Annotated in this window: 13 protein-coding genes and 1 pseudogene; 3 read left to right on the forward strand and 11 right to left on the reverse strand. The window is 69.4% G+C overall.

The genetic code is table 11. The annotated features are described in order from the left end of the window. Positions 1 to 366 precede the first annotated feature (366 nt). The 10 genes from OG965_RS33845 to OG965_RS33890 form a co-directional block, all read right to left on the reverse strand. Complete coding sequence (locus OG965_RS33845; protein WP_371655861.1) at positions 367 to 1,269, reverse strand: C40 family peptidase; 903 nt, start codon at positions 1,267 to 1,269, stop codon at positions 367 to 369. 13 nt (positions 1,270 to 1,282) lie between these two features. After that, entirely contained in the window at positions 1,283 to 2,257 is a 975-nt protein-coding gene (locus OG965_RS33850; RefSeq protein ID WP_371655862.1) for an SPFH domain-containing protein, read from the reverse strand. A 179-nt stretch (positions 2,258 to 2,436) separates the two neighbouring features. Then, positions 2,437 to 3,105 (reverse strand): SsgA family sporulation/cell division regulator, encoded by a 669-nt coding sequence (locus tag OG965_RS33855; RefSeq protein WP_371655863.1) that lies wholly within the window; start codon positions 3,103 to 3,105, stop codon positions 2,437 to 2,439. A 38-nt stretch (positions 3,106 to 3,143) separates the two neighbouring features. Then, the gene (locus tag OG965_RS33860; RefSeq protein WP_371655864.1) at positions 3,144 to 3,398 is read right to left on the reverse strand and encodes a hypothetical protein; all 255 of its coding nucleotides are present in this window, start codon (positions 3,396 to 3,398) and stop codon (positions 3,144 to 3,146) included. Next, on the reverse strand, positions 3,395 to 3,970 hold the full coding sequence (locus OG965_RS33865) for a signal peptidase I (protein ID WP_371655865.1): 576 nt from the start codon (positions 3,968 to 3,970) through the stop codon (positions 3,395 to 3,397). The genes OG965_RS33860 and OG965_RS33865 overlap by 4 nt, the downstream gene beginning before the upstream one ends. A 109-nt stretch (positions 3,971 to 4,079) precedes the next feature. Continuing rightward, positions 4,080 to 4,628, reverse strand: coding sequence for a transposase (locus OG965_RS33870; protein WP_371657136.1), 549 nt, complete (start codon positions 4,626 to 4,628; stop codon positions 4,080 to 4,082). After that, positions 4,625 to 5,164, reverse strand: coding sequence for a winged helix-turn-helix domain-containing protein (locus tag OG965_RS33875; protein ID WP_371655866.1), 540 nt, complete (start codon positions 5,162 to 5,164; stop codon positions 4,625 to 4,627). The genes OG965_RS33870 and OG965_RS33875 overlap by 4 nt, the downstream gene beginning before the upstream one ends. A 60-nt stretch (positions 5,165 to 5,224) precedes the next feature. Continuing rightward, entirely contained in the window at positions 5,225 to 5,806 is a 582-nt protein-coding gene (locus tag OG965_RS33880; protein ID WP_371655867.1) for a hypothetical protein, read from the reverse strand. Between the two features lie 175 nt (positions 5,807 to 5,981). Then, entirely contained in the window at positions 5,982 to 6,659 is a 678-nt protein-coding gene (locus OG965_RS33885; RefSeq protein WP_371655868.1) for a response regulator, read from the reverse strand. Then, complete coding sequence (locus OG965_RS33890; protein WP_371655869.1) at positions 6,656 to 7,936, reverse strand: sensor histidine kinase; 1,281 nt, start codon at positions 7,934 to 7,936, stop codon at positions 6,656 to 6,658. Before OG965_RS33890 ends, OG965_RS33885 begins: the two co-directional genes overlap by 4 nt. A 228-nt stretch (positions 7,937 to 8,164) precedes the next feature. On the opposite strand from OG965_RS33890, the gene OG965_RS33895 reads away from it, so the two are divergent. Next, positions 8,165 to 9,028 (forward strand): SsgA family sporulation/cell division regulator, encoded by an 864-nt coding sequence (locus OG965_RS33895; RefSeq protein ID WP_371655870.1) that lies wholly within the window; start codon positions 8,165 to 8,167, stop codon positions 9,026 to 9,028. A gap of 186 nt (positions 9,029 to 9,214) precedes the next feature. Here the strand turns inward: OG965_RS33895 and OG965_RS33900 are convergent, their stop codons facing one another. Then, positions 9,215 to 9,886 carry a GntR family transcriptional regulator gene (locus tag OG965_RS33900; protein ID WP_371655871.1) on the reverse strand — a complete coding sequence of 224 codons (672 nt, stop codon included), beginning with the start codon at positions 9,884 to 9,886 and terminating at the stop codon, positions 9,215 to 9,217. 251 nt (positions 9,887 to 10,137) lie between these two features. On the opposite strand from OG965_RS33900, the gene OG965_RS33905 reads away from it, so the two are divergent. After that, complete coding sequence (locus tag OG965_RS33905) at positions 10,138 to 11,190, forward strand: FUSC family protein (RefSeq protein ID WP_371655872.1); 1,053 nt, start codon at positions 10,138 to 10,140, stop codon at positions 11,188 to 11,190. Positions 11,191 to 11,311: 121 nt separating this feature from the next. Next, a pseudogene (locus OG965_RS33910) lies at positions 11,312 to 11,476 on the forward strand (pirin family protein); the annotation flags it as partial. Positions 11,477 to 11,538: the final 62 nt, after the last annotated feature.

Raw genomic sequence — 11,538 nt, forward strand, 5'->3', positions numbered from 1 at the left:
TCGTCCGCACGAGGCCTTCTTGTTCTCTTGTCCGGTTCCGAGGCCGAGGCCATTCCGTGCACGGCGCGAGTCCGGGCCAGCAGGTTTTTCGTCTGCTGGCGGTACGCGGTCTCACCTGCTGCTGATGTGCGGCAACGGGTGGGTCTCCCGATGTGGAGCCGAGTTGGTCCGCAGGGGGTACGCGCGCTCCTTGGCTCACGGCGGCAGTCGGGCCGCTCCCCGGCACGAGCGATCCTGGCGGGGAGCGGCACACCGGCACCAGAGGGCTGTGTGCGGCGGTGGCGGACGTGGCTGGACTGCGGCGTCGAGGGGCATGGGAAGAGCCGGCTGCCGCACCGATGTCGCCGTACAGGCGACATCGGTGTGCTAACGGAGACGTCCGTACATGTTCGGGTTGTACCAGTCGAACGTAGACACGCGGACGTTCTTGCCGGGGCGGGGGGCTTCGAGGTACTGGCTGTTGCCGAGGTAGATGGCTACGTGATGGATGCCGGAGGCGCCGCCGGTGGTGCTCCAGAACACGAGGTCGCCTCGGCGCAGTTGGTCGCGCGGGATCGGGGTGGTCGCGCGGTACTGGTCGTCGGCGACGCGGGGCAGGGTGATGCCGGCCTGGCGGTAGGCGGCCTGTACGAGGCCGGAGCAGTCCCAGCCGTGCGGCCCGTCGCCGCCCCAGACGTAGGGGTCGCCGAGGTGTGCCATGGCGTACGCGATGGCGGCCTCGGTGCCGTGACGGCTGGGGGTTCCTGAGCCCGTGCCACTTGAGGAGCTCGCCGATCCGGAAGAGGTCGACGAGCCGGAGGATCCTCCCGAACCACCCGTGTTCCGTGCGTACTTGGACTGGTGGCTGGTCCACCACCACTGCCCGCCCTTCTGATACCAGTACACGCGGTCGGTGGCGTCCCAGCCCGCATGCCCGCGGAACGTCGGTTCCTTGGCAGAGGGCGACCGGGGGGAGGTGCCACCGGTGGATGAGCCCCCGGCCCGCTCGACGTACTTGTCGTAGTGGGAGGTCCAGCGCCACCAGCCGGTCGCGTCCTTGTACCAGTACTTGGAACCGTCCCAGCCCGCGTGGCTGGGTGCTGGTTCGGCCGAGGCCGTGCCCGCCGCCGTGCCCACCAGGACGGCGGCGCCGACGGCGGCCACTACCGCACCGCGCACGCGGGGCCGCCGGTCGGCGGAGGTGTCCGTGCGTCCCGCGCGGCGGTTTCCCAGGCATGCCGAACACGTGCAGTCGGCGGGGGTGGCGTCGGTGAATTCTGGCGGTTGCATGTCCGTCTTTCTTTCAGCGGGTATCCACGGCGCCGGCGCGCGCCGTGTAGAAAGCCACGGTCAAGTCCTTGACGAGGGCCTTGCGTTCGTAGTCGTCGAGTGAGACCAGGCCGCGTTCGGTCAGTCGGCTGACGGTGTCGTGGACCGCGTCGAGGACCGAGGTGAGTACGGCGTCGCGGTGCTGGGCGTCGAGGGCGGCGATCTGGCGTCGCCGCATCGCCGCCGCCACGCCGGGCGCGTACTCGATCCGGATCGGCCGGGCGGAGGAGATCTCGATGCCGACCGGCCTGCACTCGGCGGCCAGGGTTCGGGTGAGCTCGCTGCTCATTGCGTCGGTGTCGCGCAGCGTAGGGGAGTTGGGGTCGGTTTCCCGGAAGGAATCCGCAGGAAGTCGGGAGGCGGTGCGGGCGGTGGCTGCCTCGATCTGTTCGCGCAGGTATGCCGTGTGGTCGTCCACGGTGAACAGGGCGCGGGCGGTGTCCTTGACCCGCCACACCACGAGGACGACGACCTGGAGTTCGGCGCCGGTCGCGTCCACGGCGCGCAGGGGCTCGCTGCGCCAGTGGCGCAGCCGCACGTCGGCGCGGTGACGCCGGGCCAGTGGGCTGATCCACACCAGTCCGGTCCGGCGGACGGTGCCCTGGTAGCGGCCGAACCGGGTGAGGACCCGGGCACTCCCGGCCCGGCTGCGGGTGAGTCCACCGAGGGCCGCGAGAGAAAGGACCGCACAGCCGGTGATGGCGGCCCACTGTCCCGGCGCCAGGCCTTGGTCAAGCCGTTCCGGGAGGCGGCCAGGCTCCGTGGGGGTCAGCCCCGCGCGCCAGAGCAGCCATCCGGCCGTGGCTTGGGCGAGCAGTACCACGAGCACCGCCCACCATGCCGAGGGCGACCGCCCGGGCCGCTCCGTGAGGTCGCGTTCCAGGCGCGGTGGTGACAGGGGGTGCCGGACGGTTGCCGGGTCGGACGGCCGGGGCTGGGCGGCTGCCACAACCGGTCCTCGTTGTTCGGTGGGGGAGCCGTCCCTGAAGAGCTGATCCATGGGGATGGTGGCGGGGCGTTTGCGCACGATGAGCTCGCGGGGTTTCTTGATCCCCGCAGGATCGACAATGTTCAGGTCGCTCGGTAGCGACGATGTGGCCTTCTCCGGAATGTGCGGTATGGGCATGGTCAGTTCGGCGGCAGCCACAAGCGCTGATCGGAAGTGCTCGGCTGTGGACGGATCTCTCTGTTCGAGGGGGGCCTGGTGTGAACGGCCTGCTGTGCGGTGAGCAATCGTGCGAATCGCGCGCCGCGAATGGCCTCACCGATGCGGCGGGCGACATCCCGTGCCGGAATCCTGAGCTCACCGGTGCCAGGTATTTCCCCCTCCTCCGGCCCCGGTGGCCCTTCCGTTGAGGCTTCCTCCTCGTCGGCCTGGAAAAGAGCCGCGAGGTGCCGGTCGATGTCGAAGTACGGGCTCTCCATTCCGTACGGGACGACGCGCCGGGTCTCGTCGAGCCACGCCTTGAGGTCGTGGAACGGGAGGGTGAGGCGGCAGGACACGTGAGACCGCAGGTCGATGTGGATGCGGCTGCGGAACGGCTTGCCTCCGTGGTCGGCGGTCGCCGGCCGTACCCGTACGTCGCCGTCGCCCGTGGGCTTCCAGCTCCCCTGGATCAGAAGGGAGCGCGCGAACACCCAGGTGGTTATTTCCTGCCCCTGGAAGGATATTTTGAGCTCTGTCTCGAACGGCAGCGCCGGGGTGTATCGGAAAGTGCCTTCGACGGGGACGTGTACTCCGTTGGTCTCGGGGGTCACGACATTCATCCCGATGGTTCGGGTCACGTCATGGGTCACAGCGTCAACTCCAGTAGGGGAAAGGGGGATTCGTGCCGTCACGGCATGGGTTGAATGAGCTCGCTGTTGTCGCCTGGGGTTGACGGAAGCGGATCGGGCGATTGGTGCGGCGTAGGCGACGAAGAGGGCGGCGAGAACTGGCCGGCGGTGGTGGTGCCGCTGTCCACGTGGGTCACGGAGGTGTTCCAGGTCTGGCCGTATCCGCCCGCCGAGACGAGGCCGCAGGCCGCGGCGGCGAGCAGCAGTGCGGCTGCTACGTGGTGGCCGCGCAGGCGACAGGGCGGGATGTTCACGCTGCGGCCCCGCGGTGCGGATCGCTGCCGACCGGTTCGCCGGAGCGGCGCAGGGCTCGGACGGAGAGCCAGGTGATCAGCAGACCTGTGATGAGTGCGGCTGTGCCGAACGGGCCGAGGGAGCGGATCCATGTGATCACCCCGCCCGCGTAGGGGACTTGGAAGACCGGAGCGCGGTAGGTGCCTGATTCGAGGTCGATCTTCCAGGGGTCGGGCGCGGGGTTGGCGTCGCCCTTGGTGGTCATGACGGTTGTTCCGTCAGGGGACTTGGTGAGGGAGTACACACGGTGGATGACGGGGGCACCGCCGGGCTCGCCGTACGGCTTGGGCGGCTGGAAGGCGATGGTTTCGCCGGTGGCGACGTCTCGCGGGTCGAGTTTCTCCAGGGCGATGAGCGTTCCGGTGGCGAGGTTCGGTGCCATGGAGCCGGTGAGGATGGGCTCGTACCGGAGGTCGAAGCAGAAGCGGCCGACGGCGAGGCCGGTCACGGCGGCCAGTGTCGTCGTGAGCACGAGAATGCTGAGGGAGCGACCTGTTGCCGCGACGACACGTTTCCAGAGGGGCGTGTTCATGGGGTTTCCTGTCGGTGCTGCGGTGTGCGTGTCCGCGCGGGACGGCATGGGGAGAGGCCGTCCCCGCTCTCGTCGAGCGGGGACGGCCTCACTGGGAGGGGACTACTCGTTACTGACGTTGTGGTCGTGATGTCGGCGGGGTGAGTCCGGTGGCGGCGAGGCATCCGTCGATGACGTCGCTGCGGTACTGAAGTTCACGCAGGCTGCGTCGCAGAACCCGGATCAGGTGGTCGGGGTCGCTGAACGCGGTATTGCACTGGCCCGACCGTCGGATCACGGACCAGATGCCTTCGACCGGGTTGAGGTCGGGTGCGTAGGACGGCAGTTGGAACGAGGTGACCCAGTCGTGGGCGTTGATGAAGTCCCGCAGCCGGGTATCCAGGTGCACGTTCAGGTTGTCCCACACGAGCACGAGGGGGGCGTCGAGCTGGTGGTGGGCGGCGGTCAGCAGGTCGCGGTAGTCGGTCCAGGTGAAACTGCGCCGGCCACCGCGCTTGTGGTCAACGTGCCGTTTCGGGCGGAAGATCAGGCGCGAACGCTCGCCGGGTTTGTAGCAGCACATCGCAGCGATCGAGAACCGCCGCTGAGAGCGTCCTCTCACCCGGATCACCGGGGTCCGGCCCCGCTTGGCCCAGGTGCGGGAGGTCGGCGGCGTCATCGAGAATCCGGCCTCGTCTTCGAAGACGATCCAGGCCCCGAGCGCCGCCGCGGTCCTTCCACCTGCGGCCACGTGTCCTTCACCCAGCCCGTCACCTTCTCCTCGTCGCGCTCCAGTGCCCGCCGGGCCGGGACCTGATGGCTCCACCCGTGCCGCCTCAGCATCTGCGCGATCGCCGAGAGCGTGAGTGTCTTGTGGAACCGCCGTCCGATCAGCGTCTTGATCCGGGCCAGCGTCCACGTCTGGTCTTCCCACCCGTGCGCGACCGGTCCCTTGGCCAACTCCTCTTCCAGCACCGCGAACAGCCGCTCGCTCAACACGGGCAGAGAAGCCGGACCCTTTGAACGGAGAGCCCGCCGGCCACCGTCCTGCCAGGCCCGGCGCCACCGTTGCACCGAGCGCACGCTGATCCGCAGCTCCTTCGCGACCGCCGCGTTGTCCTGGCCCACGGCGAACAGCTCCGCCGCCTCCAGCCGGATCCGCTCGCGAAACTCCCGCCGCTCAGCACTCAGACCACCACCTTGCGGATACCTCATGGTTCGGGCATACCGCGACGATCACCATCCGTCAGTCCCGACGACATCACGACCACAACGTCAGTAGAGGGTGCCGTCGAAGCCCAGGTTGAACTTCGCCTTCTTGCCCTGGAGGGAGACGTCGGCGTTCGGGTCAACCGTCGCGACGATCTTCAGGAACCGGGTGGTGCTGGGGTCGAGCTTCTCCGCCGCAGTGACCGTGCCGGTCTGGTCGACAGAGGCGTTGTCGATGACGACCTTGTCGTTCGTGGCGTCGTGCTGGCCGTCGAACGCGTTGTCGCTCTCGGTGACGGTGAACAGCAGCCCGGCCTCCAGGCCGTCGCTCGACGAGTCGGCCTTCAGCGTGCTGGACGTGTTCAGCGCGACAGAGCCGCTGTTGGTCACGTTGACGTAGCCGGTCTGGGTGGAGCCGGGAAGGGCGTCCGGCATGTCGACGGCCCACTGCGAGCCGCCCGTGACGTCGTCCTTGGCGTCCAGCTTGACCGAGGCGGCGGTGATGGTGCCGCTGTCCGGCGCGTCGGTGTGGGTCTCCCACGCCGAGTAGCCGCCGCCGGCGATCAGGCCGAGACCCACCAGAGTGGCGGCACCCGCCACCGCGGCGCTCTTCGACTTGAAGCGGGATGCGACGTTCTTCGCGTACATGATGATTCCTGTCGTGATAATTCCCGCATTGCCTTTACTGGAAAGGGACTTGGCGGGAACTGCGGATTAACGATCACGAACTTAAGCCAGGAATCAGCTGCATCCGATACGGAATTGACGGAAGTCAGCAGGGTTGATGCCGACGTCAACCGCGCGGCGGGGAAAAGCTGGACCGTCAGCGCGTGGACGGTTTGTCGGAGCCACCGCTCAACAGCCCCGCGTCGTAGATGAGAAGCGCGGCCTGCGTGCGGTTTTCCAGCCCGAGGAGGCCGAGGATCCGGGAGAGATAGGTCTTCACCGTGCCCTCCGTCATGCGCAGGGTGCGGGCGATGTGCGCATTGGAATGGCCGTGCCCGACGAGGACGAGGATCTCGCGCTGGCGGTCGTTGAGTTCGGCCAGACGGGCCCGTGCGGTGCGGGCCCGTTGCGGACTCTGCAGCCGGGCCTCGCCCAGCAGGCTCCTGACCTGCTCGGGCATGAGCGCGGTCCCGCCGGAGGCGACCAGACGGACGGAGTTGACGATCTGGTCGGGGGACGCGGTTTTACGGAGGAAACCGTGTGCGCCCGCCGCGAGGGCCTGCAGCACGTTCTCGTCGGCGTCGAGGTTCGTCAGGAGCAGGACTTTCGGCGGCTGGGGGAGAGCGGTGAGGGCGGCGGTGGCGGCGAGTCCGTTCATGCCGGGCATCTGAATGTCCATCAGGACGACGTCGGCGGGGTGCTGGACGGCCAGGCGCAGTGCGTCGGTGCCGCTCGCCCCCTCCGCGACGACTTCGATGGCGTCGGCCGTGGACAGCAGGGCGCGCAGCCCGGAGCGGATGAGGGTCTCGTCGTCGACGAGCAGGACGCGGATCACGGGTTCGGGCTCTTCCTGCGGTGGGGAACGGAGGGGATGAGGGCGCGCACCCGGAAGCCGCCGGTGTCCGTGGGCCGGGCTTCGAAGCGCCCGCCGAGGAGAGTGACGCGCTCCCGCAGGCCGACAAGGCCGAATCCGCCGCCGGGAGCCGAGGGGGTACTGGCGACGGCTGAGGGCGGGCCGCTGACCACCGTCAGATCGGCCGTGTCGTCCTCGTGGGTGAGCGTGATGCGGATCTCGGCGCCCGGTGCGTACTTGGTGGCGTTGGTCAGCGACTCCTGCAGCACACGGAACAGGGTCGGCCGGATGTCGGCGGGCAGTATGCCGAATGCGGCCCAGCCGCCTGCCGGGCCCGTCACCGGGGCGCCGGTCCGCCGGACGCGTGCCACCAGCGCGTCCATCTCCGCGGCGTCCGCCACGGCCGGTGGACCGTCGTCGGGCACGTCCGAGCGCAGGACCTTCACCACCCGGTGGAGCGTCTCGGCCGCGGCGGCATTCGACTCGACGACGACCTGGGAGAGCCTGTTCCACTCGGTGGACGTTTCCCGCGTACGGGCCAGAGCGCCCGCGTAGAGGTTGGTGAGGGCCAGGTGGTGGCCGAGGGAGTCGTGCATTTCCCGGGCGATGCGGGTGCGCTCCATGAGGCGGGCCTGTTCGGCGTGGCGGTGGTGTTCCTGCCGCAGCTGGCTGTTCAGGCGGCGCATGCCTCGGGAGCGGCGCAGATAGGTGCCCAGGGCGTAGGCCGTGATGACCGCGGTGGCCGAGCGGTAGGTCGCCTCGGCCACGCCGCACGGGAGGTAGAGGCGCGGTATGTCGGCCGGGCACTGGGTCCCTGCCTCGCGGTACGCGCCCAGGGCTCCGGCGAGCGTGGTCAGCGACATGGCGGTGAGGGCGGGCAGGGCGCGGCCGTCGAGCCGGCCCTGGCGGGGTACGGCGCCGAGGGCGAAGGCGGCCGCGGTCAACGGCACGTAGAAGTCCGTGGCGACGAAGGTGTAGGCCGCCAGAGCACCGTACGCGAACGCCGACCAGCGGCAGACGGCGAAGAACCCGGCGACCGCCATGAGGTTCACGGAGGTGCGGGCGAGGTTCCCCTGGACGAATCCGCCGTCGCGGGTCACCCCGACGTGCACCGCGAACGCGGCCATCACCAGGGCCGCGGCCATGTCCCCCCACACGCCGGGCATGTTGCGGCCCCGCCGCACGGACCACGCCCACGAGCGTCCGCCCGCCCCCACCCGGTCCTGGACCTGTCTGACGACCCGGAGAAAGTGAATCACTGGAGCGTTCCGATCATGCGTTCCGAATGGAAGGGGAATGATTGCTGGGGAATACCCGCCGGGTCCAACGAGTGTGACTTCATTGATGGATTGATTGACCTTGGTCAACTCGACGTGGCAGAAGGTCATATGAACCACTGGCTTTGGTTACTTCCTCTTGATGGTGCGAGGGAGGACATGGCTACGGTGAGGCTTGAAATTCGTCTCTCACCCACTGGAGTTCGCACTGTGGTCACCGACGTGGTTCAGACCGTCGAGATGAAACTCCTGCAGCCGGGAAACCACGAGGTTGAGGTTTCGGTCGACGGGACCTTCCGCTATGACCGGAGTCGGCCCTTCGAGGTGGAGCTGAGCATCTCCGGTGCGGGCAGGACCATCGCCACCTGGGTGTTCGCGCGCACGCTGCTGGTGCAGGGCTGCCGTGAGTGGGTGGGCGAAGGAGACGTCCGGGTGTGGCCCGAGCACATTGCCGTGGACGGGTGGCCGTTCGCCGACCGCGTGTGCATCGAGCTCCGAGCGGGCACGACGTGTCTGCTCGGCGTACCCCGCCAAGAGCTGTCCGGCTGGTTGGGCGAGACCTACCGCCTTGTGCCGCACGGGCAGGAGGGCAGGCACTTCGACATCGACTGGCACATCGCTCCGTTCGGACGCCTCAATGCCCCCGCGGCACACTGGGCGCAGCGCTTCAGCTCGACCCGGCGCAGCGCCCGGCTGGCCCGCTGGCTCGCCCTGCACCAGCTCGACGTATGGGGCGTCCCGTATCGCAGCGGGCCCTCGGAGGCCGCGGCTCTGGTGATCGCCGAGCTGACCGCCAACGCCGTCACCCATGCCGGAGCCGAGGGGCGCAACTTCGAACTGAGCCTCGTCCTCGGGGGCACGCTGCGCATCGAAGTCGGTGACATACGGGACGAGTACCTCTCACGGCATTCCGCCCCGACCCACCTCGACGCCGTGGCTCCAGGAGTTCGCGGGCTGGCCGAGAGCGGGTACGGCCTCGTCCTCGTCGACTCCGTGTCCTCGGCTTGGGGAGTGCGGTTCCGCGAGAAGGGGGCCGGGAAAGTGGTGTGGGCCGACCTCGGCCTGTCGGCCTGAAGGCCGGTACCGATCCGTGCCGCCGCCCCCTGGGATCGGGGGAGGCGGGGCCGCCCGGCGAGTCGTGCGTCTCGGTTCGGCAGGCCTCCGCGTGGCCCTGTCGGCCGAACTCTCCCTGTGGCGGCGTCAGTTGGGCATGGCGGCATCCAAGTGGGCCGTCCGTGCGCGCGGTCCTGGGTGGCGCGGTCACCCTCTGCCGGGGAGTCGCAGGTCGTGGTCACCGAGGCCGAGGCGGCGCAGGATCGCCGAGGTGTGCTGCTGGAGCAGCCGGCGGGCGCGCGCGGTGTCCCCGTGGCTGAGGGCCTCGGCGATCGCCGCGTGCTCGTCGATGTCCTCATCCGCGTGCTGGACGGTGGTGATGGACGCGGCGGCGATGCGGAGCTGCTGGATCCACAGGCGCCCGTACATCTCGGTGACGACGCTGTTCCCGGCGCCCGCGACCAACTGCGTGTGGAAGCCCTGGCCGACTCCGAGGGCGACCGACTGCGTCGGGCCCGGTCTGGCCGTGTCCTTGCTGAGCGCCGAGCTCAGGGACGCGCCCAGCTCGCGCACGGCGTCCGCGCCTCGGGCGACCGTGGCATCGATGGCGTACAGCTCCAGCAGGAGGCGGGCCTCCATCGTCTCGCGCCCCTCGGTGAGCGTGACCGGAACGACCAGCGCGCCGCGCTTGGGGTAGAGGCGCAGGAAGCCCTCGGCCTGCAGCTGGAGGAACGCCTCGCGCACAGGGGTGCGGGAGATTCCGAGCTCTTCGGCGACCACGCCTTCCGACAGCAGCGTGCCGCCCGGGTGGGTGCCGTCCAGGAGCAGCGTCCTGACGTGCGTGTAAGCGCGCTCCGCGGCGGGCCTGGTCTCAGTCATGGTTTGTCCCTGCTTTCTCTGTATGCATACATTCTTGCATACAAGCTTGTATCTAAGCTTAGATGCGAGATGCACGGATCGTCCCATTACTGGCCGAGAGGGGCGGATGTGCGAGCCGCCTCCGGTCACAGGGGCGCGGCACCGACGACCGCACTACTCACGGAAGGAAGGGAACCCCGAGCATGCCGACCGCCCCGCCCGATGCCGTTCCACGCCGACTCGCGATCCCCTGGGGGCGCACGCTCCGGGGCATGGTCACCTTGTCCGGCGCCCTGGCCGCGGCACTGCTCGGCAACGCGCACCAGGCCCCGGTTCTGGTCATCGCGGGGCTCTGCTCGATCAACGCCGACGTGACCGGACCGCCCCGGGTCCGTGCCGCGCGCCTGGCCGCGGTCATGGCGGGCGGCACCGTCGGGCTCCTGCTCGGCTGCCCGGTTCACGCGTCGGGACCGGGTCAGATCGCGGCGATGGCCGGGGCCGGTCTGGCCGCCGGCGTGTTGTGGCCGAGAAGTGGCACGGCCCAGCTCGGCGGGCTGAAGCTGATGATCCTCACCTGCGTCGGCTTCGGCGCCGGCGCCCAGCTCGCCGCCCCTCTGGCCGTCGGGCTCTACCTGCTGGGCTGTCTGCCGATGGTGCTCGTCACCACGCTGATGTGGTGCGGCGAGAGCCTCTCGCGCGGACCACGGGGCGGCCTCTCCCGCCGAACCTCCCGAACCCGTACGATCTGTCCGCCGATCTGTCCGCCTCGCCCAGCCCGTCCGAGAGCGCGATGGCAGCTCCGCGCCCTGAGCACACTCCACGCCCGGGACGCGCTCAGACTGGCCACGTGCGTCGGGCTCGCCGCCACCGTGGCGGTCGTACTGCACCCCGCGCACGCGTCCTGGCTCCCCATGACGGTGTGCCTCGTCTTCCGGCTCGATCCGATGCCACTGCACCACCGTGCCCTGCACCGGGCGGCGGGGACGGTCGTCGGCGTGCTGCTCGCTGTCGCGCTGAGCCGACTCGCCCCGCACGGCTGGGTGCTGCTCGGCGTCGCCGTCGCGGTGGGCGCGCTGGTGCCCGGGATCACTGACTGGTCCTACGCCGGGCACACCTCCCTGGCCACCGTGATCGTCCTGGTGCTCACCAACCCGGCGGCCGTGGCCGACTCCGCCGACATCGCCGCCCGCCTCATCGACACCCTCCTTGCCTGCCTGATCGCTCTCGCGTTCGGTCGGCTCATCTGGCCCCGCCATCAGCCGCACCCCTTCCGGGCACGCCGCCGGGCCCACTTGTCCATGCCGACAAGCGAAGAACGCATGTAAGCGTGCGGGTCAGAGCATCACCGCGCGGAGGAGGGAGCGTTCTCGTGCCGATGCTGACCTTTTGCTGACCCCCGGCAGCCCATCATGCCGTTGACCTGCGGAGACGCTGCAACTGTGTGAGATGTGGTGGAACTACATCGGGCGGTCGCAGGAGGACATCGCGCAAGCGCGTGCGGAGTGGATGAACGGCAGCCGCTTCGGTGAGGTGAAGGGGTATGACGGGGACCGGCTGGCGGCCCCGGAACTCCCGCCGGTTCCGCTGAAGCCGCGGGGGCGGGTGCGCTGACCTGCTCGGCAGTAGGGGGGCCTTCGTCGAGTGTTGAGCAGTCTGTGACAGGGGTCGGCAAT

The sequence above is a fragment of the Streptomyces sp. NBC_00224 genome (assembly GCF_041435195.1).
Classification (GTDB): domain Bacteria; phylum Actinomycetota; class Actinomycetes; order Streptomycetales; family Streptomycetaceae; genus Streptomyces.

Bases quoted from the DNA above. Each gene is read 5' to 3' on its own strand.
- OG965_RS33845 (WP_371655861.1), bottom strand. From the start codon at position 1,269: ATGCAACCGCCAGAATTCACCGACGCCACCCCCGCCGACTGCACGTGT.
- OG965_RS33880 (WP_371655867.1), bottom strand. From the start codon at position 5,806: ATGTACGCGAAGAACGTCGCATCCCGCTTCAAGTCGAAGAGCGCCGCG.
- OG965_RS33905 (WP_371655872.1), top strand. From the start codon at position 10,138: ATGGTCACCTTGTCCGGCGCCCTGGCCGCGGCACTGCTCGGCAACGCG.
- OG965_RS33870 (WP_371657136.1), bottom strand. From the start codon at position 4,628: ATGACGCCGCCGACCTCCCGCACCTGGGCCAAGCGGGGCCGGACCCCG.
- OG965_RS33865 (WP_371655865.1), bottom strand. From the start codon at position 3,970: ATGAACACGCCCCTCTGGAAACGTGTCGTCGCGGCAACAGGTCGCTCC.
- OG965_RS33875 (WP_371655866.1), bottom strand. From the start codon at position 5,164: ATGAGGTATCCGCAAGGTGGTGGTCTGAGTGCTGAGCGGCGGGAGTTT.
- OG965_RS33900 (WP_371655871.1), bottom strand. From the start codon at position 9,886: ATGACTGAGACCAGGCCCGCCGCGGAGCGCGCTTACACGCACGTCAGG.